This window comes from Rhodoglobus galactosidasius, from assembly GCF_054957775.1.
Window position 1 is genome coordinate 81,958 of sequence record NZ_JBQIAV010000003.1, and the last position, 19,268, is coordinate 101,225.

18 protein-coding genes are annotated in these 19,268 nt (G+C 61.0%); 11 read left to right on the forward strand and 7 right to left on the reverse strand.

Annotated features, from left to right (window positions below; translation table 11 throughout):
* Positions 1-4 precede the first annotated feature (4 nt).
* The 6 genes from ACTJJW_RS04615 to ACTJJW_RS04640 all read left to right on the forward strand — a co-directional run bounded on the left by ACTJJW_RS04615 (position 5) and on the right by ACTJJW_RS04640 (position 8,290).
* Entirely contained in the window at positions 5-1,273 is a 1,269-nt protein-coding gene (locus tag ACTJJW_RS04615; protein ID WP_462642968.1) for a lipopolysaccharide biosynthesis protein, read from the forward strand.
* Positions 1,274-1,393: 120 nt separating this feature from the next.
* Complete coding sequence (locus ACTJJW_RS04620) at positions 1,394-2,383, forward strand: GDP-mannose 4,6-dehydratase (protein WP_462642969.1); 990 nt, start codon at positions 1,394-1,396, stop codon at positions 2,381-2,383.
* Positions 2,380-3,327: a GDP-mannose 4,6-dehydratase gene (locus ACTJJW_RS04625; protein WP_462642970.1), complete on the forward strand. Its 948-nt coding sequence runs from the start codon at positions 2,380-2,382 to the stop codon at positions 3,325-3,327. Before ACTJJW_RS04620 ends, ACTJJW_RS04625 begins: the two co-directional genes overlap by 4 nt.
* A gap of 140 nt (positions 3,328-3,467) precedes the next feature.
* Positions 3,468-3,794 carry a WhiB family transcriptional regulator gene (locus tag ACTJJW_RS04630; protein ID WP_462643207.1) on the forward strand — a complete coding sequence of 109 codons (327 nt, stop codon included), beginning with the start codon at positions 3,468-3,470 and terminating at the stop codon, positions 3,792-3,794.
* A gap of 108 nt (positions 3,795-3,902) precedes the next feature.
* On the forward strand, positions 3,903-6,713 hold the full coding sequence (locus ACTJJW_RS04635) for a glycosyltransferase family 2 protein (RefSeq protein ID WP_462642971.1): 2,811 nt from the start codon (positions 3,903-3,905) through the stop codon (positions 6,711-6,713).
* The gene (locus ACTJJW_RS04640; RefSeq protein ID WP_462642972.1) at positions 6,710-8,290 is read left to right on the forward strand and encodes a DUF5719 family protein; all 1,581 of its coding nucleotides are present in this window, start codon (positions 6,710-6,712) and stop codon (positions 8,288-8,290) included. Before ACTJJW_RS04635 ends, ACTJJW_RS04640 begins: the two co-directional genes overlap by 4 nt.
* Positions 8,291-8,344: 54 nt before the next feature.
* Here the strand turns inward: ACTJJW_RS04640 and ACTJJW_RS04645 are convergent, their stop codons facing one another.
* Positions 8,345-8,788, reverse strand: a complete 444-nt coding sequence (locus ACTJJW_RS04645; protein ID WP_462642973.1) for a metallopeptidase family protein — start codon at positions 8,786-8,788, stop codon at positions 8,345-8,347.
* Positions 8,789-8,851: 63 nt separating this feature from the next.
* Between ACTJJW_RS04645 and ACTJJW_RS04650 the strand changes: the two genes are divergently transcribed.
* Both ACTJJW_RS04650 and ACTJJW_RS04655 read left to right on the forward strand, forming a co-directional pair.
* Positions 8,852-9,067 carry a DUF3499 family protein gene (locus tag ACTJJW_RS04650; RefSeq protein ID WP_462642974.1) on the forward strand — a complete coding sequence of 72 codons (216 nt, stop codon included), beginning with the start codon at positions 8,852-8,854 and terminating at the stop codon, positions 9,065-9,067.
* Positions 9,054-10,481: a phosphomannomutase/phosphoglucomutase gene (locus ACTJJW_RS04655; protein ID WP_462642975.1), complete on the forward strand. Its 1,428-nt coding sequence runs from the start codon at positions 9,054-9,056 to the stop codon at positions 10,479-10,481. Before ACTJJW_RS04650 ends, ACTJJW_RS04655 begins: the two co-directional genes overlap by 14 nt.
* A gap of 65 nt (positions 10,482-10,546) precedes the next feature.
* Here the strand turns inward: ACTJJW_RS04655 and ACTJJW_RS04660 are convergent, their stop codons facing one another.
* The gene (locus ACTJJW_RS04660; RefSeq protein ID WP_462642976.1) at positions 10,547-11,407 is read right to left on the reverse strand and encodes an RDD family protein; all 861 of its coding nucleotides are present in this window, start codon (positions 11,405-11,407) and stop codon (positions 10,547-10,549) included.
* A gap of 16 nt (positions 11,408-11,423) precedes the next feature.
* Between ACTJJW_RS04660 and ACTJJW_RS04665 the strand changes: the two genes are divergently transcribed.
* The 3 genes from ACTJJW_RS04665 to ACTJJW_RS04675 all read left to right on the forward strand — a co-directional run bounded on the left by ACTJJW_RS04665 (position 11,424) and on the right by ACTJJW_RS04675 (position 13,727).
* Complete coding sequence (locus tag ACTJJW_RS04665) at positions 11,424-12,419, forward strand: stage II sporulation protein M (RefSeq protein ID WP_462643208.1); 996 nt, start codon at positions 11,424-11,426, stop codon at positions 12,417-12,419.
* Positions 12,420-12,622: 203 nt separating this feature from the next.
* Positions 12,623-13,102 (forward strand): PepSY domain-containing protein, encoded by a 480-nt coding sequence (locus tag ACTJJW_RS04670; protein ID WP_462642977.1) that lies wholly within the window; start codon positions 12,623-12,625, stop codon positions 13,100-13,102.
* A gap of 97 nt (positions 13,103-13,199) precedes the next feature.
* Positions 13,200-13,727, forward strand: coding sequence for a ferritin (locus ACTJJW_RS04675; protein WP_462642978.1), 528 nt, complete (start codon positions 13,200-13,202; stop codon positions 13,725-13,727).
* Positions 13,728-13,826: 99 nt separating this feature from the next.
* Here ACTJJW_RS04675 and ACTJJW_RS04680 read toward each other — a convergent pair whose 3' ends face one another.
* From ACTJJW_RS04680 to ACTJJW_RS04700, 5 genes are all read right to left on the reverse strand, one after another.
* Positions 13,827-15,119, reverse strand: coding sequence for a DUF58 domain-containing protein (locus tag ACTJJW_RS04680; protein ID WP_462642979.1), 1,293 nt, complete (start codon positions 15,117-15,119; stop codon positions 13,827-13,829).
* A gap of 2 nt (positions 15,120-15,121) precedes the next feature.
* The gene (locus ACTJJW_RS04685; RefSeq protein ID WP_462642980.1) at positions 15,122-16,078 is read right to left on the reverse strand and encodes an AAA family ATPase; all 957 of its coding nucleotides are present in this window, start codon (positions 16,076-16,078) and stop codon (positions 15,122-15,124) included.
* 78 nt (positions 16,079-16,156) lie between these two features.
* Entirely contained in the window at positions 16,157-17,335 is a 1,179-nt protein-coding gene (locus tag ACTJJW_RS04690) for a DUF4350 domain-containing protein (protein WP_462642981.1), read from the reverse strand.
* Positions 17,332-18,030 (reverse strand): DUF4129 domain-containing protein, encoded by a 699-nt coding sequence (locus ACTJJW_RS04695; RefSeq protein WP_462642982.1) that lies wholly within the window; start codon positions 18,028-18,030, stop codon positions 17,332-17,334. The genes ACTJJW_RS04690 and ACTJJW_RS04695 overlap by 4 nt, the downstream gene beginning before the upstream one ends.
* Positions 18,027-19,208, reverse strand: a complete 1,182-nt coding sequence (locus ACTJJW_RS04700) for a hypothetical protein (RefSeq protein WP_462642983.1) — start codon at positions 19,206-19,208, stop codon at positions 18,027-18,029. Before ACTJJW_RS04700 ends, ACTJJW_RS04695 begins: the two co-directional genes overlap by 4 nt.
* Between the last annotated feature and the right edge of the window lie 60 nt (positions 19,209-19,268).

The following is a 19,268-nucleotide window of genomic DNA, read 5'->3' on the forward strand; positions in this document are numbered from 1 at the left end:
ACTCATGACCGCGCGAGGAAGCTTCGCACAACGCATCCTCGGCTTTGCGGGGCTGCCGTTTCTGTCGCTGATCACCCCGTTCCTGTTCCTGCCGATCCTGGCGAGAGTTGCCGGAGCTGACGCGTGGCTAGCCATAGCGGTCGGCCAATCCAGTGGCGGGTTCTTTGCGCTCATTGTCGCGCTCGGCTTCAACACGGTTGGGCCTCCGCTGATCGCATTGGCTGAGCCGAGCATCCGACCCCGATTGCTGGCGACGAGCGTGCAGGCTCGACTTCTGGTGTGGTTGCCGAGTGCTGTGCTTGCTGGCGCGATCGCTGCCGCAGTGTCGCCGAGTGACTACCGAGTGGATGCCGCAGTCATGGCGGTCGCGATGAGTCTGACCGGGCTGTCGAGCGCCTGGTTCATGATTGGACTCGGACGCGCCAGTCTGATCGCAATCTATGAGATTTCGCCGCGCATTGGGGCAACAGTCATCGCCGCGGTGGTCGTGTTGAACGCTGGTGATGTGCTCTGGTACCCGCTGCTGTTGGTGGCAGCCGCGCTGCTGAGCGTGAGCCTGTTTGCGATTCGCACCACCGGTGTCACCGAACTGATGAGTCTCGACAGGTCCGCGATTCGCGAAGTCTTCCGCGCAAACCGTTCTGCCGTGACAACAGAGGTTGCTGGGGGAGCATACAACTCGTTGGCAGTCACCTTTGTTGGCGCAACCGCGGCAAGTGCTCAGGCCGCCGCGTACGTCTCTGGCGACAAGCTGTATCGCATCGGGCAGTACTCGGTGTCTGCGCTGGGGAATGCGCTTCAGGGGTGGGCTGTCGAGGCGGGCGATGCAGAGTTTGGTCACCGCATCCGACGTTCCTTTATTGTGCACGCTGGCCTCGGGCTTGCAGGGCTCACCGCATTTGCCGTTCTGGGCCCGTGGTTGTCTGAAGTGCTTTTTGGCGCTGAGGTCGCCATCAACCAGGCAACAGCGCTTGGCCTTGGCGTCGCTACCTTGGGCATTGCGCTTGGCACATCTTTGGGGCGCATCACCCTCGTCGGAATGGGCGCTCGCCGCCAGTTCATGCTGAGCGTGCTGCTCGCGGCCGCCGTCGGCGTGCCCGCCATCCTGATACTCAGTGCAACGTACGGCGCCGCAGGCGGGGCATGGGGGCTCGCGATCGGCGAAACCGTATCGGTGTGCACCCAAGCGCTGTTCGTGTGGCGCCTACGGGCGAAGGCCGGTTCATTCATCGTGGCGACCACGAGACCAGACAACGCACCGACCGAGATCTAAACTGCGCCGCTGACTCAGCTGCCGGGCCCTGCACGACGGCTCAAGTTCCAGTAGCGTTGCATCCGCCGAAGTTTCGGTTCAGAACCCGGGCAGAGCCGGCCGCAAGCAAGAGAGACAACTATGAAGCGCGCATTCATTACAGGTATCACCGGCCAAGACGGCCTCTACCTTGCAGAGTTGCTGCTGTCGAAGGGCTATAAGGTCTTCGGCCTCATGCGCGGGCAGAACAACCCGAAGCGCGAATTGCTCGAGCGGGTTATCCCGGATGTCGAAATTCTGACCGGCGACCTCACCGACCTGTCGAGCCTGATGCGCGCAATGAGCGTCGCTAAGCCCGACGAGTTCTACAACCTCGGCGCAATCTCGTTCGTTGCGTATTCGTGGGAGAACGCACATCTCACCAGCGAAGTTACCGGCATGGGCGTGCTCAACGCTCTCGAAGCGGTGCGCCTTCACATGGCAGCGACTGGCCAGCAAGTGCGGTTCTATCAAGCCTCGAGTTCAGAAATGTTCGGCAAAGTTCAGACGGTGCCGCAAGACGAAGACACTCTGCTCTGGCCACGCTCGCCCTACGGCGTTGCCAAAGTTTACGGCCACTACATGACCATCAACTACCGCGAGTCTTATGGCATGCATGCGTCGTCTGGTGTGCTGTTCAACCACGAGTCTCCGCGCCGCGGACCAGAGTTCGTGACGCGCAAGGTCAGCCGCGCTGTGGCACGTATTTCGCTGGGTTTGCAAGACAAGATCACTCTCGGCAACCTTGACGCTCAGCGCGACTGGGGCTTCGCGGGCGACTACGTCGAGGCGATGTGGCTGATGTTGCAACAGGATGAGCCAGATGACTACGTCATTTCGACTGGCGAGACCCAGAGCATCCGCGTACTGCTCGATCATGCTTTTGCCGCTGTCGGCATTGACGACTGGAGCAGCTATGTCGAATTGGATGAGCGCTTCAGGCGTCCGGCAGAAGTCGACCTGCTCGTGGGCGACTCTGCCAAAGCAAAAGCAAAGCTTGGTTGGGAGCCAACAGTCAAGTTCCCCGAACTTATCGCGATGATGGTTGAGGCCGACCTCGTCGAGCAGAAAGAGCTTGCCGGCATCAAATGACACGCGCACTGATCACCGGGGTCACCGGCCAAGACGGTTCGTACCTTGCAGAGCTCTTGCTTGCCCAGGGCTATGAGGTTCACGGCGTCACGCGTGATGCGGATGAGGTTGTCACCAACGGTGTCGTCGCTCACGAACTAGACCTCGCCACCGATAGCGCGATCGCACAACTCATCTCAGACGTTGAGCCGAACGAGATCTACAATCTTGCTGCCCTGAGCTCGGTCTACCAGTCGTGGCAAAATCCGGCTCTCACGGCGAGACTGAATGGCGCGGCGGTTGCCGAGATGTTGGCAGCGGTGAAGGTGATCCACGATCGCGGCAACACCGACATCCGCTTTGTTCAGGCATCAAGCGCTGAGATCTTCGGTGCGCCCACTGAGTCGCCACAAAACGAGCAGACGACCGTGCGCCCGACGAGCCCGTATGGGGCGGCTAAGGCGTACGCACACGGTCTTGTAGGTGCCTATCGCACTGCTGGCGTGGCTGCATCGTCGGTGATTCTGTACAACCACGAGTCTCCGCGACGCCCTGAGACCTTTGTGACCCGCAAGATTACGGCTGCTGCCGCCCGCATTTCACGGGGCTTGCAAGAGACCCTTGAGCTCGGAAACCTAGATGCGCAACGCGATTGGGGGTGGGCGCCCGACTACGCTGAAGCCCTAATGAGAGCAGCCCAGCACTCGGAAGCCGATGATTTTGTCATAGCCACTGGTGTCTCGCACTCGGTTCGTGACTTTGTGGCGGCAGCGTTCGAGCGCGCCGGTGTCGATGACTGGCAGGACCGCGTGCGAGTGTCTGACACTCTCCTACGCACAGGGGATGCCGCCCTACAACTGGGGGACGCGAGCAAGGCTCGGAAGATTCTAGGTTGGTCACCAACGGTAAAGTTTGATGAAATCGTGTCGGCAATGGTCGATCACGATCTCGCTTTGCTGAGTTAACGGAAGTCACGGCGCGCCATAACCCTGAAGTTCTGGTCGAGGCAATTATCATCTGCGACTTGACGTGAGGTAACTACAACGGTGTAATTATGTAACGCGATTTGATGCGAAGCATTAAAGGCGGAGGGGAGAGAGACCAGATGGGCAACAGCGGATACCGCTCGGGAGTTCCGGACGACTGGTTTGTTGATCCCGTACGACTCGGGATCCCTGGTGTGCGGCAACCGCTCGCCGACGAAGACGGCAATGCGCTCTCGTGGCAAACAGATTCGCTCTGTGCCCAAACTGATCCTGAAGCGTTTTTCCCTGAAAAGGGCGGCTCGACTCGGGATGCGAAGAAGATTTGTTCTTCGTGCGAAGTGCGCAGTCAGTGCCTTGAGTACGCTCTTGAAAACGATGAGCGATTCGGTATTTGGGGCGGTCTGTCAGAGCGTGAACGTCGCAAGCTGCGCAAGCGCGCTAGCTAACCCGCGCCAGCTAACTGCTCTGGCTTTTCGTTGAGGGTAATTCCCAGACTCGCTCAACCGCAGCGAGTCGAGTGCTGCTGAGTGCCCTCGACGCATAGTCTCAAACAAATGCAGCCGAGAGTCACAGCAGTCATCGTCGCCCGAAATGGCGCCAAATATCTGCCACGAACGCTAGCCGCGATTGCGGCGCAAACTCGGCGACCCGATTCGGTGATCGCGGTTGATGCCGAATCCAGCGATGAGTCGTTGTCGATCATGGTTGAGTCTGCGCCGGCGCAGATCGCTGACTCTCACGGCCGTCGTACTTTTGGCGGCGCAATCGCTCAAGCCTTGGAGACGGCGGCACCGCAGGCAGCCGAGAACGAGTGGTTGTGGCTGCTGAGTCACGACAGCGCCCCCGATCCAAACGCACTGCGAGCCCTTCTTGGTGCGGTGGAGATCGCGCCGTCGGTTGCGGTCGCTGGCCCCAAGCTCGTGCGTTGGGACGACCCTGCAGTCATCTCAAACTTTGGTGAGTCCCTGACACCCCTCGGGCGCTCGCTCGGACTCGTCAATGATGAGCTCGACCAAGCTCAGCACGATGTACAGACCGACACTTTGGGCGTAACCGGCGCAGGAATGCTTGTGCGGCGCCAAGTGTGGAGCGCCTTGGGCGGCTTTGATCCGAAGCTGACATCGGTGGATGCTGCACTCGACTTTTGTGTTCGAGTGCGTCTGGCCGGTCACCGGGTTGTCGCAGTCGCCGATGCTCGCGTTGCGAGCGCCGGAGGCCCTGAGCTTTTTGGCAAGCGTTCTGTTTCGGCGGCCGCACATAACCGGGTTCAGCGCTTTGCCCAATTGCACCGGCGCCTGGTCTACGCACCCGGGTTTGCGGTGCCCCTGCACTGGCTCACTCTGCTGCCGCTCGCGATTTTGCGCTCGCTCGGGCATTTGGTGGCCAAACGGCCTACGGCGGTTGCCGGCGAGTTTGCTGCCGCTTTTGCGGCGATCTTTGATGGCGGTGTAGTGGCGGCGAGACGCAATCTCAAACGCAATAAGCGGCTCAGTTTTGGCGCGGTCGATCCGCTACGGGTGTCGTGGGCGGAGCTGCGTGAGCTGCGCGCCCATGAGCGCAGCGGTGATGCACCAGACGCGGCATTCGAGGTTGCTCGCCCTCGCTTCTTCAATAATGGAGGCGCGTGGGTTGTGCTTCTTGCTGCGGTCGCTGGCGTAATCAGTTTTTCCCGATTTGTGGAGGTTCAGGCGCTGTCTGGGGGAGCGTTGCTTCCGCTGTCGTCGAGCGTTGCCGAGCTGTGGGCTCATATCGGCTACGGCTGGAACGATTTGGCGCAACAGGTCGTGGCGGCAGACCCCTTTGCTGTAGTTCTGGCCGTGATGGGCTCGCTGACTTTCTGGAATCCATCGTTCAGTATCGTCGTGCTGTATCTGGTGGCACTTCCACTTGCTGCGCTCGCAGCCTGGCTGTGTGCGGCATCCATTTCTGAGCGCACGTGGGCACCGACGCTCGCAGCCGCAGCATGGACGTTAGCGCCCAGCTTCTTGATCTCGCTCGGCGAGGGGCAAGTGGGCGCGGTGCTTGTGCACATCCTGCTTCCGTGGCTTGTGCTCACGGTGCTTCGGGCCGCCGACAACTGGGCAATGTCGGCAATTGCAGCGATCCTCTTTGCGGCGATTGCGGCGTCGGCCCCCAGTGTGATTCCTGCGTTGCTGATCGCGCTGGTGGCATGGATGATTGCGCGGCCCAAGTCTTCGCACCGCCTGCTGTGGATCGTGCTCCCGGCGGCCGCTCTGTTCGCCCCGCTGGTGGTGCAGCAGGTAGCTCGCGGCACCGTGTGGGCAATCTTTGCTGATCCGGGAGTGCCGGTAGCTCGCGTTGCATCCAACGGCTGGCAGCTTGCGATCGGAAGCGTTGTTCCTGGATCAAACGGCTGGAGCACACTGCTGTCGACGCTGGGACTCAACGACCAGTACGCCCCGCTTCTCGTTGCGCTTCTGTTGTCTCCTTTTGCCGCACTCGCGCTGATGAGTCTCTTCGTTCCAGGGACCCGTCGCGCGATCCCATCGTTATCGCTCGCTCTACTGGGTTTTGTGACCGCAGTGGCTGCCACGCATGTGTCGGTGAGCTCGGCGGGTGAATCGTCGGTTGTGCTCTGGGCAGGCGCGGCCCTCAGCCTGTACTGGTTGGGGCTGTGCGGTGCCGTTGTTGTCTCCGTTGAAAACCTCGCACGACACGCAGCGCTGCCCGCGTTGGTTGCCCTGGCCGGGGTGCTCGTGCTTGCCGCGGCACCAATGTGGTCGCTGACATCCGGAGCCGTCCCTGTGTTGGCAAGCAACGGCCGTTTGCTTCCTGCTTTCGTTTCGGCCGAGTCAACTCAACGCGACGGACTCGGCACGCTGCAGCTCACAGTCACCTCAGATTCGACTATCGCGGTAGATGTGCATCGTGGCCGGGGCTCTGGGCTTGATGAGCAGTCGACGATTGCGGCGACCAGCACCGAGCTTTCGGCCGCAGCGAAACGAAACGCGACACTCGCGGGCAATATCGCATCTCGCAGCGGCTTTGATGTGGCGACCGAGCTCAACGATCTTCAGATCGCCTTCATTGTGCTGACCCCAGACTCGAATCAGGATGCTGCGGAAACGCGTCAGCGGATTATCGAAGCGCTCGATGGCAACAGTCTGCTTAACCCAATCGGCGACACCGATCAGGGCTACCTCTGGCACTATCCCGAGGGGAGCGAAACGACGAACGCTGCGGGACCGAGCAACATCGGTACTCAGCTTGGGCAGGCGATTCTCGCCGGGCAGGCACTGATCTTTGGTCTCACCTTGTTGTTGGCAATTCCTACGACACGTCGCCGGCGGTTGCGTGCGGCAAAGGCAGAGAGTGCCGTGACCGTGATTGAGGCGAGCGAATGACCGGCAACGATCCCACACACGATGAGGCAGCGGCCCTGCCCGACGAGCCCACTGGAGCTGAGTTTGATGATGATTCGGAGCTGACCGGCGCTGTCGAACCGGCATCGAGCACGCGACGTCCGGTATCGGCAAAGGCGGCTGCTCTAGTCGGCGCTCGCGTCATTGTGGGCATCGTAGGAATCGGTACGGCGGCTGCCGTGGTACTGGGCGCGACTTTTGTCGACTTGCCCTCACTCAGTGCCGAGGCGCCAAGCGCGGTAATTGTCCCGGTACCCACGGCGCAGCAGCTCACCTGCCCTGGGCCACTCTTGCGGTTGTCCGATGAGTCTGGCGCAGCAGCATCCTCGGTATTCACCCTCGGTCAAGCGATTACACGATTCTCGTCGAGCTCCGGTGCGGTGGAGCAAGCACGTATCACCGCTTCGGATGCCGAAGCGGGCGAGGCAGTCGCGGCACCCCTAGTGCTCAGTGCAGCCCCTGACGTGCAGGCTCCGCAGAGCCAGGTGCGACTGAGCGGCGCCCAATCGCAGTCCGTAAGTGTTGGCGACTACGTTGGTTTTGCATCCGCGGGATGCCGGGCTGTCGGTGGCGACAGTTGGCTCGTTGGTGGGGCAACGACGACGGGTCGCACTACTCTCGTTTCGCTCACTAATCCCACGGAGGTCGCCTCAACGGTCACCCTGGACATCTTCGATGAGCGCGGCGTTGTGTCGGCGGCGGGTACTGCAGGAATTGTGGTGCCCCCTAACGGGCAGCGCGTGCTCTCCTTGGCTGGATTTGCTCCGGGTGTTGCCTCGCCGGTGGTTCATGTCACAAGCACGGGCGGCCAGATCACTGCTGAACTTCAGCAGTCGATCGTGCGCGGTCTTGATCCTGGTGGCGTAGAAATTGTGGGACCTACGCAGCTAGCTTCTCGATCCGTGGTGATTCCTGGAATCGTTGTGACCGATCTTCAGGCGGTGCAGGCGCTGCGCGGAACTGTGATTCAAGCTGATGATCTGATCGCCGTTGTGCGGGTTTTCGTTCCTGGCGAGAAAGCCGCCTCAATTTCAGCAACGCTGACTCCCGCGGATGTCAAGCGTGCACCCATCACCTTCAGCCTTGATCTGAGTGCCGGTGTGGTTACGGATATTCCGATGGAACAACTCGAAACGGGCGCCTATTCTTTGCAGATCGAGTCTGATGTTCCGATTGTCGCCTCGGCGCGCACAACTTCTGCCGTGCTTGCCGGCGGCAAGGTCACGGCGACAGACTTTGCTTGGTTCGCGGCGAGCCCAGCGCTAGTTGACGACACCCAGTTCACGGTTGCAGCAGGTCTGGCAGCGATGCTTAATATTGTGAACCCTGGCGACGATGCAGCGAGTGTGACGTTAACATCCGCGGCCGGTGTCGTAGAAGAATTCACGATTGAACCGGGTGCGGCGCTGCGAGCGCCGGTCTCAAACGGAACCACCTACACACTCGGGCACAGCACGCCTGTGCATGTCAGTGTGACTCAGGCGCAATACGGCTTCATCGCGGCATACGCGATCGACCCGCAGACTCCCGGGTCTTCACCGTTGACGGTCTTTCCGTAACGTGATGCGCTCGTGCTGCAGCGAACGGAGCAGAAGTCGGAATCGCTGCGCGCGTTAGAAGTGTCGAAAGCGATCTGGCGCGAGTTCCCACGGGTCTTTGCCGAGGTATTCGGCAACAGCACGGAAGACGCAGCTCTCGATGAGCATCCGTCGGTGTAGTTCGTCGTCGCGGTGCAACCTGGCCATGCGTTCTATGGGCAGGCGGAAGAGAACGATACGGTGCTCGTCGGCAATCACTTTCCAGCGGTTAACCTTGGTGCCTTCTGGGCTGCTGCCCGGCATGAGCCCGACTTCGAAACGCGCGTTGGCGAGTTCTTCTGGCCACATCTCCTTCAAGAATTGGGCCGCTGAGGCGACCGTGAGCTCGAAGTTGCCGTGGCGACTGCGCAAGAGGGGCAGGTGCGGCCCGGTGACGGCAGCGCGGATGCCGCGGCCGTGGCGATCCCGCCAGTTGCCGCGTACAGAGCGTGTCTGCACTCGCTTCGATGATCTAACCACGAGACCATTCTACGGTCCGTAGTTGCCCACCTGTGGGTGCGCGGTCGTAGGCTAGGACTCACGATGAATCAGCGCCCGTGTAGCAAGGTCTCCTGCAACGAAGAAGCCGAAGCCACTCTCACGTATGTCTACTCAGACTCGATGGCCGTTCTTGGCCCGCTGAGCTACAACGCAGAGCCACACAGCTACGATTTGTGCGCCCGCCATGCTGAGCGGCTGTCTGTGCCTCTGGGGTGGCAGGTCGTACGCCATGTAGTTTTGGGGCATGAGCAAAGCTGACGCTATCGATTTAACCCCCTTCATCAAGGCCTACGACGTTCGTGGTCTTGTCGGTTCTCAGCTCACTGATGATGTGGTTGAGGCGCTCGGCGCGGCCTTCGTTGACGAAGTGGATGCTGCGGGCAGCGAAATCATCGTCGGTCACGACATGCGAGATTCCTCACCGGGTTTCGCGGCAGCATTCTCGGCGGGTGCGCGCGCTCGCGGCGGCAACGTTGTGCTGATCGGCCTGTGCTCTACTGATGAAACTTATTACGCATCCGGATCGTTGAATGCTCCAGCCGCAATGTTTACGGCCAGCCACAATCCGGCAACGTACAACGGCATCAAGTTCAGCCGGGCGGGTGCTCAGGGCATCAGCTTCAACACTGGTTTGAGGTCGATCCGTGACCGCGCCCAGGCCTATCTCGGGTCGGGCATTGAGACAGTTGGCCAGCCTGGTTCGCAGCGTGAGGTTGATGTTCTTGCTGGTTATGCGGGCTACCTGCGCGAACTCGTCGATCTGAGCAGCATTCGGCCGATGCGCGTCGTCGTAGATGCTGGCAACGGCATGGGCGGCATGACAGTGCCAGCGGTGCTCTCAACAGCGGCAGGGCTCCCGGAGCTTCCGATCGAAATCATCCCCATGTATTTCGAACTCGATGGCACGTTCCCCAATCACGAAGCAAACCCGCTTGAGCCGGCCAACATTGTTGACCTCCAGAAAGCTGTGATCGAACACGGTGCGGATGCCGGGCTCGCCTTCGATGGCGATGCCGACCGCTGCTTCGTCGTCGACGAGCGCGGAAACCCGATGACTCCGAGTGCGGTCGCTGCGGTGGTGGCGCTACGCGAAATTCACCGCGTGCGGGCGCTACAGCCCGAGGGCGACATCCACGTCATCCATAACCTCATCACGTCGAACATTGTGCCGGAGACGATCACTGCCGCTGGCGCGATTCCCGTTCGCACGAACGTTGGCCATTCGCTCATCAAGGATCAGATGGCGGCGACCGGTGCGATTTTCGGTGGCGAACACTCCGCGCACTACTACTTCCGCGATTTCTGGGGTGCTGACAACGGGATGCTCGCCGCGATGCATTTGCTTGCCGAGTTTGGTTCACAGCCCGAACTCCTCTCGGTGCTCTCCGAGCGCTATTCGCCTTACGCCAGCAGCGGTGAAATCAACTCCGTGGTCGACGATGTTCCTGCCGCGACGGCCCGCATTCGCGAGGCTTTTGCCGACGAGGCTGAGTTCGACGAGCTTGACGGCCTCACGGTCACGGGCATCACGAGTGATGCGGAGTCGTTTTGGTGGTTCAACGTGCGTGCCTCCAACACAGAGCCGTTGTTGCGGTTGAACGTTGAGGCAGGTTCGGTGGCCCAATTGGAGAAGATTCGCGACCGCGCACTTGCCCTCATTCTGTCCAAGTAAAACGGTTGAGCCGCCACATGCAGATCCGCGGTGCGGCGAACAACGGAGCACTTCGGGGCAGCCGTCTAACCGCGGTTGCTTGGGAAGCCACGCGGAACACTCGTGAGCGCTGGCTCCAGAATGCCGAGCCGAGTTTTTTCTCCGGTGAGCGCTACCGTCTCGCGCTCTCTCCTGAGAGCGCTGACGGCGGAGAGAAAGACCTCGGGTTCGACGTGAGGTAGTGGTGACACGAAAGCCGCGGCTTCGTTGGCGAGATTGGCCGCGTGCTGTCGACGCGTAACAGCGGTGTAGCCGTGTGCGGCAACCAAGAAGTGTGAGATGCGTCGAGCCAGAGCATCCGGCATCTTGGCGACGTCTGCCGTGCGAGCCCATTCGGTCAACTTCCCAGGAAGTTGCACAACGGGGTTCGCAAACTTGGTCACGCGCTCGTACTGGCTGTAGGTACCAGCAACAAGATCGCCGAGGCGCTGCGCGCGGCTATTGAGCAGGCCGACTATTGCGGCGAGCCCGCCCGCCGTCATGAAAATCTCGAGCACACCGAGAAGGGCGCGGATGAAAGCGTGGCGAAATCCGATCGCGCCGCCATCGTTGCGAACGATGCGTGCTCCGATTGCGAGCTTGCCGAGAGACTTTCCTCGACTCAGAGTTTCAACAGCGGTGGGGAGTACGACGAGACAAATCACCAGCGAACTGACCGTCAGCGCTTGGCCGATGGCGGTGTCGAGGCCAGCATTCGTAGCAAACGCGAACGCCCCATAGAGCAGACCGACGAGGGCAGCTCCATACGCCAAGAAATCGATGATCGAACCAGCAGCGCGCAACACAAAACTTGCTGAGCGAAGCTCTAACGCCACCGCTTCGCCGGTGACCAACTCGTCGGGTTCATCCTCATAGGCAAGAGTGTTGCTCATTTGTGTGCCGGGCATGACATCATTTAAGCAGATGGATCTCGACTCATACTCCGCCGCGCACCGCGAAGACTGGGATCGGCTTGCCCAATTGGGGGCACAACGCCGACTTTCCGGTTCAGAAGTCGATGAACTTATCGACCTCTACCAGTCGGGGGCCACCAATCTTTCGGCCATGAAGACCAGCAGCGGGCAGTCGGCACAGGCAGATCGCTTATCGCTCACGCTCAGTCGCGCACGCCTGCGCTTCACCGGCGCATCCGCAAACCTGTTGAGTCAATTGCCTCAGTTTTTTGTTGTGCAACTGCCTGCCGCTCTCTATCGGGTGCGGTGGATGTCACTCGCACTTGCAGCTGCCACGTTCTTCGTCGGGTTCCTGTTCGCCTGGTGGGCGATCTCTAATCCGCAGGTGCTCGCCAACTTCGGCAGCCCAGCTGAGCGTGAGGCGCTTGCCAGCGACGACTTTGTCGGCTACTACTCAGAGTTCTCGGGCGGGTCATTCACGGGGTTCGTGTGGACCAATAACGCGTGGATCGCTACGCAGTCCATTGCCTTTGGGATTGTCGGCGTTTATGTGCCCTATCTGCTGTTCAACACCGCGCAACAGCTCGGCTTCACCGCGGCGATCATGAATGAGTTCGACCGACTCGATGTCTTCTTTCTCTACATCGCACCGCACGGTCAGCTAGAGCTGTACGCGATCTTCGTTGCCGGTGCTGCAGGCATGATGATTTTCTGGTCGTGGGTTGCGCCCGGCGCTCGCACCCGCGCGCAAGCGCTCGCCCAAGACGGTCGCGCGCTCTTCACTATCGTCATCGGGCTGATTCTCGCACTGCTTGTTTCGGGCATCATCGAGGGCTTCGTCACGCGTCAAGACTGGCCGTGGCCCATCAAGATTGGCATCGGCACGATCGCGCTGACCGGATTCTTGGCCTACCAGTGGATTCTCGGTGGGCGCAGTGCTCGCGCGGGCAACACCGGTGACCTCAGCGAATTCGATGCTGGTGCCACCCACATCGTCGCCAACTAGGGGTACCCGCCCATGAGTCTGTGACGGTCACAGCCATCACAATGACATTTCCTGAGAGCGGGCAGTGAGCTGCACAGCTCTCACGTTGGCCTCATCATCACCCTCGTAACGTCGAGTTATGGCCGGAAACCACCCGGTCGTTCATCGAAGGAAAGTCTGCAACCGCCCCCGTGGTGGTTCATGACAATGAGAAGGAGAACGACATGAAGTCAACAGTCAAGAAGACGATCGTCACCAGCGCCCTTGTCGCAACCCTCGCCCTCGGTGGCGCGGGAGCGGCCGTCGCTGCATCCGCGTCGCCTGCACCAAGTGGAGCGAGCGACACGAACGAGCAGAATCCCTCGTACGTCGGTAGCGTCAAGGCACCTGCGGAAGCCAATGACGCAGCCGAAGGAGCAGAAGGGCCCGAGAACGCGGCGAAAGAAACCGCGGACGAAGCGGCAGAGTCTGCAGCGCTGACGTCGCTTGCAACGATCACTCCCGAGCAGGCATCCGCTGCAGCCACCACAGCGGTGTCTGGCACGGCGGGCACCGCTGAGCTCGGCAATGAGAACGGCTTCGTTGTTTACGAGGTCGAGGTTACTGCGGCAGACGGCACCGTCACCGAGGTGAAGATCGATGCCGGCAATGGATCGGTTCTCGCACAGGAGCAGGCGGACGTCACCGAGTCGAACAACGACTAGCAAGAGCCGCACCACCCAGCGTGTCAGCCTCCCACCAGCTCCCTCGCTGGTGGGAGGTACCCTGGCAACCTTCGGTGGCTGCGAGTACCGTTGAGGTATGAAGAGAACAAGTTTCGACCAACTGCTCGGTGAACAGATCGGTCACGAGTTCGCCGCCTCGCAGCAGTACATCGCTATCGCTGTCTGGTTTGACAACCGCGACCTGCCCCAGCTGGCCAAACATTTCTACCGGCAGTCCATCGAAGAACGCAACCACGCCTTGATGTTCGTGCAGTACCGGCTTGATCGGGATCTCGGCATCACAATCCCGGGCATTGATTCCGTTATCAACGATTTCACGGATGAGAGTGCACCGATCGCGCTCGCGCTCGCGCAGGAGAAGCGGGTCACGAAGCAAATTGAGGCACTGTTTGCTGCGGCACGCACCGAAGATGACGCGCTAGGTGAGCAGTTCATGCTCTGGTTCCTGAAAGAGCAGGTCGAAGAAGTCGCCTCGATGACAACACTTCTCACCATCATGAACCGGGCAGAGAACTTGTTCGATGTCGAGAATTATCTCGTGCGCGAGAGTGTCGGCGAGGGCGACGATGCGTCGGCCCCAGCGTCGGCCGGCGGAGCGCTATAGTCCTCGCAGCACGGACTTAATTGAGTGCCCGCATCAACCTGACTGGTGGGGCGCTGGAACCGAGTTTTGTTGCGCACACAGTGGGCGCCACTTCTCGGGCTAGAGCTTGCCCGCAGCTTTCAACGCGATGTAGTGATCGGCAAGAGCGAGCGGCAAGTCAGTGGGGCGCTTCGAAACTACTGAAGCTCCCAGCTGGTTGATCGCGGTGGCCACGCGCGACTGATCGAGTAGAGCGCGCTCTGCAGCCGCAGCCTGGTAGACGGCGTCACGGTTCGAACGGTCGCGCGTAGCATCCACAATCGATGGGTCTGCGACGGATGCCACCACAACGGTGTGTTTGGCTGTCAGCTGGGGGAGCATTGCGAGCAGTCCGCGGCTCGCGCCGGGGGATTCCGCTGTTGTGGCGAGCACCACGAGGGCCCGCTGCGATGTGGATTGGCGCACGAGGCCGGGCACCGAATTCCAGTCCATCTCGATAAGTTCTGGTTGTACCGGGGCCATTCCGTTGACCATTTTTGAGAGCAGGTCGGGGCCAGCGGCTCCCTGAACGCGGGCGCGAACGCGGCGGTCATAGATGATGAAATCCACGTGGTCGCCGGCGCTGGAGGCGAGCGCGGCAAGGAGAAGTGCAGACTCAAACGCGGTGTCGATTCGTGGCTCATCGTCGATGCGGGCGGCCGACGTGCGCCCGCTGTCGACCACGATTACGACTCGTCGGTCGCGTTCGGGGCGCCAAGTGCGAACTACTAGCTCAGAGCGCCGGGCAGTGGCGCGCCAGTCGATCGACCGCACATCGTCGCCGCGAACATAGTCACGCAGGCTGTCGAACTCGGTGCCTTGGCCGCGGATCATGATGCTCGTAGCCCCGTCGAGTTCGCGCAGTCGAGCTAACCGAGATGGCAGGTGCTTGCGGGAATTGAACGGCGGCAGCACAGTGAACGAACCGGGTACGACGACGGTGGTCTGGCGAGCGATGAGCCTGAGAGGCCCGTAGGAACGCACCGTGATGTGCGCAGCCTCACGCGTTCCCCTCCGCAGCGGAGTGAGCACTGTGGTGAGTTTGCGGCGTTCGCGCCCCGGCACCGATAGCCGCGCACGGTTGGTGTGCGCGCCTGCAGAGGGTTGCCATCCGTCGCGCACGATTGCGCGGAGTCGGCGTCGTGCGGGGTTGGTGATTCGTAGTGTCGCGCTCGTAGTTTCACCGAGGCGCAACCGGTCAGGGGAGGTGCGCTCGAAACGCAGCGAACGCACCGACACCGCGAGCGCCATGTCGATGAGCCCCAGCGCGATCACAAAGAGAATCCACAAGATCAGCACTGCGGGTTCGCCAGTGATGACGATCGGAACTATCCCGAACGCCACGAACGCAACGAACCATCCAGAGAGCGCCATTATTAGATCGGTACCTGCACTTGCTGCACGATCGACCGCAGGATGACGTCAGGAGAGACGCCTTCTAGCTCGGCTTCTGGACGAAGTTGGATGCGGTGGCGAAGCACTGGCAACACCATGCTCTGAACGTGGTCGGGCGTGATCGCGTCGGCTCCGGTCAGCCACGCCCACGCCTTTGCCGCAGAGATTAGTGCGATGGCACCACGGGGGCTCACGCCGAGTTTTACCGAGGGGCTCTGGCGTGTGGCCCGCGCAAGGTCTACGGCATACTCAATCACGTCGGGACTCGCCCCTACTTGGGCGACGGCGGCCTGTGCAGCAGCGAGCATTGCGGCGTCGAGCACGGGCGTGACGCCCGCAGCGGCAAGGTCGCGCGGGTTGAAGCCCGCAGCGTGGCGCGTGAGAACCTCAATCTCGGCGTCGCGCTCGGGAAGATCGAGCACGAGCTTGAGCAGAAAGCGGTCGAGCTGGGCTTCGGGCAGCGTGTAGGTGCCTTCGTACTCGATGGGGTTCATCGTTGCGGCGACCATGAACGGCACAGGCAGTTTCAGCGACTGCCCGTCGACAGATACTTGCCGCTCTTCCATGGCCTCGAGCAGAGATGACTGCGTCTTGGGTGGGGTGCGGTTGACCTCATCCGCAAGCAGGATGTTTGTGAACACTGGTCCCTTGCGAAACTCGAACTCGCCAGACTTGGAGTCATAGACCAATGAACCGGTGACATCGCCGGGCATGAGGTCGGGAGTGAACTGCACGCGCTTGGTATCGAGCTGAAGCGCGCGGCTGAGAGTGCGAACCAGCAGAGTCTTTGCGACACCGGGAACGCCCTCGAGCAGCACGTGCCCACCGGTGAGCAGAGCGATCGTGAGCCCGGTCACCGCAGCATCCTGGCCAACAACGGCCTTGCCTACTTCGGTGCGGAGTTGAGTGAATGCGTGCCGCAGTTGCTCGTCAGTCATATCTCGATTCTTCTCTATCTTTGGCTCGGTGGTGCTGTTTGGCTCGGTGGTGCTGAGGGTGTCGGCGGTGTTGAGTGTTTAGACGGGGCGGACGGCAGACTCGACGCGCTGTTCAAGCGTGAGCAGTTCATCCGAAAGTGCAAGCAGTTCGTTGTCGTTGGTGGGGGCGACATCAACAAGCAGACTTCGCAATTGGGCAACGGGCAGATCGATGAGAACAGCGATCCGGTTGATGACGTCGTCGACGGATGCTGTGCTCGCCATGCCACATAGGGCGGCGAGTCGCCGGATCGATCCGATGCGCAGCGCGTCGAGGGCGTGAAGTCGTGCCGCGGTCTTTTCGTACAGCCGCGCGCGACCCTGCATCGTTTCGCTCGAGCGCACGGTCACTGGCAGCTTTTCGATGACCAGTGGCCCGAACCTACGTCCTCGCCAGAGCGCGACCGCGAGCAGCGTGAGCGCCGTGAGCCAGACGACGGGGAGTACCCAGTCTGGGGCGAGCTCGTCGTAGGTTTTTATCGCGCCGCTGTCTGAGACATCCGCGAAACTGGGGGTGTACCAGACGAGGGTGTCCTGCTGGCCGAGCACCCGCAGCGCGAAGGCGGCGTTGTCTGCGCTAGTGATCTCTCCGTTGGTCAGCGCAGTGGTTGCGCCGAGCAGCAGTAGTTGAGTGTTGCCTCGATCGAGAGAGATGAGGCCGTAGCCGAGCTCGTCGCTTCCGTAGCAGCCAGTAGCTTCGGCATCAGCATCGATGATCCGCAGACTGGAGGGGCCAGCGGTGATCTCGGGGGCCTTCGACGCGAGAGGCGAAGAGCATTCTGCCGTTACGGTACCGACCCTTGTGCCCGCATTGGCGACTTCTGGGGCGACGGCGAGCAGTGCGGCGATTCCCGGTTCGGCCAGAACGACGGTGCTGGCCAGGCCGGAAGTTTCGGCGGTCTGGTCGTCGGTCAGGTAGCCGTCAAAGTTGGAGAAGAAGAGGGCGCTGTCGCCTGACCCTGCCAGAGCGTCACGGGTATCGTTGAGGCTAGTGGTGACAATCACGTCGACACCCTGTTGCCGCAGAACCTCAGCGAGTGCCTGCGTTCCTGATTCGTGAGGGCTCGTGGGCTCGAGAGGTGGACCTTCGACTGCTGTGCCCACGAGGCTCACGCTTACGATTGCCACGCTCAGCAGAAACAGCGCTGCGATGATCCAGAACAGTGCTCGTTTGAGAGCGGTGCGGATGCGCGGGGTAACTACCGTAGGGGCGCTCACAGTGCCGCCTCGGTAAGGTTCGGCTTGGCAGCTCGAACACGCAGTTCTAGGGCCCGCAGCTGTTCGTATTGTTCTCGCGTCGCAGGCTTGCGCATGTAGCGGACGAGGTCAAAGGTGTCGGCGCTGCGAGCGAGTTCCTCAGTGCACTCTGGGAGAGCATGTGCGGCTCGTACGGAAAAACCGTGTGCGGTGGTACCGGGGGTCATGGTGACAAGGGTGCGTTCAGAGAGGCCGCGAGCGATTGCACGGAACATGTCCGCGATTGCGCTTGCGAAGTCATCTCGTGCGGCCGCTTTTTCGGCGGCATCCCGCAGCTGGGCTGCCGTTCGGCGATCAGCTTCGCCGAAAAGGATGTCTTGGTGGCGACTCTTGCGATTGAGACGGGGGAGGCCGTAGACGATGATCGCGGCGATTATCGCTATTGCCATTAGTGCGATGAGCACGACGAGCGCCACGGTTGGGATGGCGTTGCCATCGCCAATGGTCAGTGAAGCAAGCCAGTCGCTAAACGCCTTGGAGACGCGGTCGAACAGCGTTGGCTTGGCTGCCTGATACGGAGCTTGTGATAGCTCGTTGATGAGCCAATCGGTCGCTTGACCCGAGTCGGGGTCGACAGGAACCTCGCGAAATACCGCGCGAGCAAGCCAGTGGGGCAACGCTGCGGGCGCGGTTGGCGAGAAAGTCTCTAGGGTCATGAAGCCGCGTAAGGTGACGGCTCGGCTGAGCGTGATGCTTTGCTGTCGTGCGTGAGGTAGGGGTCAGGCACTGAGTTGTCGCCGGCCTGACGCGCTTCAACGAATCGCGTGAGTTCGAGATCAAACCCCTCCTTGCGCATCCGCAAATCGATATAGAGCAATGCGGGGGCGGCTGACTGAATGATGATCGTGACGGCGCCGATCGCGACCGAGATGATCATAGTCACGACGTAGAGGCCGATTAAGGACGCAAACGCTGCGTCTTCGTTGCCAGTGGGGTTGAGCAGACTCGCCCCGATTCCACCAATGAAGCTCAGCGGGGCGGTCACAACGGCAGACACTGTCTGCACGATCACGATGATCAGGGCAAGGATGCCGAAGGTGCGCCAGAAGCTTCCAGAAACGAGTGACCAGGAGCGGAGTATGGCGCGCCCGAGAGTTAGTCGCTCGATCATGAGTGCACTCGGCACGAAAGCGAGCTTGGTGCCGAGCCACGCCATAACGACCAGCCCGATGACGATTCCACCAAAAACAGCGAGCACTCCGAATACGGTTCCCGCGGTGCCGCCAATGGCGAAGAAGAGTGCGGCAACGAGAGCGAACACGACGATGCCGATGAACGAAGCAACGGCGACGAGTGCAGACCAGCCGATGAGAGCCCACAGCCGACCTTTTGCGGCGTTCCAGAGTCCACGTAAGCGCAACTTTTCGCCGACGGCGCCGCGTGCGACCTCGAGGGAGACGATTCCTTGCAGGATTGAGCCGCCGATGAGTGACAGCGAGACTGCGAGGAGCGCGGCAAGAATGACGCTCGCTGTCGCACCGGCTTCGATAGTTGCGGCGTCTGCTTCGCTAGCGCTGAGCGTGCGGTCAATGCCGGAGACGGTGATGATGCCGACTAATACGAGCGATGCGACAGTGATGATGCCCATGATGATCACCGAAAGCCCAAAGATGGGGCGAGGATTGCGGCGCAATACCATCAGTGATGCCGAGAGCACCGTGCCGAGTGTCATCGGGCGCAACGGAATGAGGCCCGGTTTGGGCGGAGGAGTCCAGCTAGGAGCTGGCGTGCCGTACTGCGGAGCGCTCGGGGCAGACTCCGGTGGTGAATAGAGCCCGGACTCGCTGTTATTTGCGCTGCTATCTGGCGATTGCCACGGACTGTTATTGCTCACGTCTCACCCTCGAATGTTGAACTGTGTCAATTGAATCGCACTCATGCTTTCACACTCGAC

Coding starts and splice junctions, on each gene's coding strand:
- ACTJJW_RS04665 (WP_462643208.1), top strand. CDS start 11,424: ATGGATCTCGACTCATACTCCGCCGCGCACCGCGAAGACTGGGATCGG.
- ACTJJW_RS04680 (WP_462642979.1), bottom strand. CDS start 15,119: ATGGCGCTCTCTGGATGGTTCGTTGCGTTCGTGGCGTTCGGGATAGTT.
- ACTJJW_RS04650 (WP_462642974.1), top strand. CDS start 8,852: ATGAATCAGCGCCCGTGTAGCAAGGTCTCCTGCAACGAAGAAGCCGAA.
- ACTJJW_RS04640 (WP_462642972.1), top strand. CDS start 6,710: ATGACCGGCAACGATCCCACACACGATGAGGCAGCGGCCCTGCCCGAC.
- ACTJJW_RS04670 (WP_462642977.1), top strand. CDS start 12,623: ATGAAGTCAACAGTCAAGAAGACGATCGTCACCAGCGCCCTTGTCGCA.
- ACTJJW_RS04615 (WP_462642968.1), top strand. CDS start 5: ATGACCGCGCGAGGAAGCTTCGCACAACGCATCCTCGGCTTTGCGGGG.
- ACTJJW_RS04620 (WP_462642969.1), top strand. CDS start 1,394: ATGAAGCGCGCATTCATTACAGGTATCACCGGCCAAGACGGCCTCTAC.
- ACTJJW_RS04630 (WP_462643207.1), top strand. CDS start 3,468: ATGGGCAACAGCGGATACCGCTCGGGAGTTCCGGACGACTGGTTTGTT.
- ACTJJW_RS04695 (WP_462642982.1), bottom strand. CDS start 18,030: ATGACCCTAGAGACTTTCTCGCCAACCGCGCCCGCAGCGTTGCCCCAC.
- ACTJJW_RS04685 (WP_462642980.1), bottom strand. CDS start 16,078: ATGACTGACGAGCAACTGCGGCACGCATTCACTCAACTCCGCACCGAA.
- ACTJJW_RS04655 (WP_462642975.1), top strand. CDS start 9,054: ATGAGCAAAGCTGACGCTATCGATTTAACCCCCTTCATCAAGGCCTAC.
- ACTJJW_RS04635 (WP_462642971.1), top strand. CDS start 3,903: ATGCAGCCGAGAGTCACAGCAGTCATCGTCGCCCGAAATGGCGCCAAA.
- ACTJJW_RS04675 (WP_462642978.1), top strand. CDS start 13,200: ATGAAGAGAACAAGTTTCGACCAACTGCTCGGTGAACAGATCGGTCAC.
- ACTJJW_RS04660 (WP_462642976.1), bottom strand. CDS start 11,407: ATGCCCGGCACACAAATGAGCAACACTCTTGCCTATGAGGATGAACCC.
- ACTJJW_RS04625 (WP_462642970.1), top strand. CDS start 2,380: ATGACACGCGCACTGATCACCGGGGTCACCGGCCAAGACGGTTCGTAC.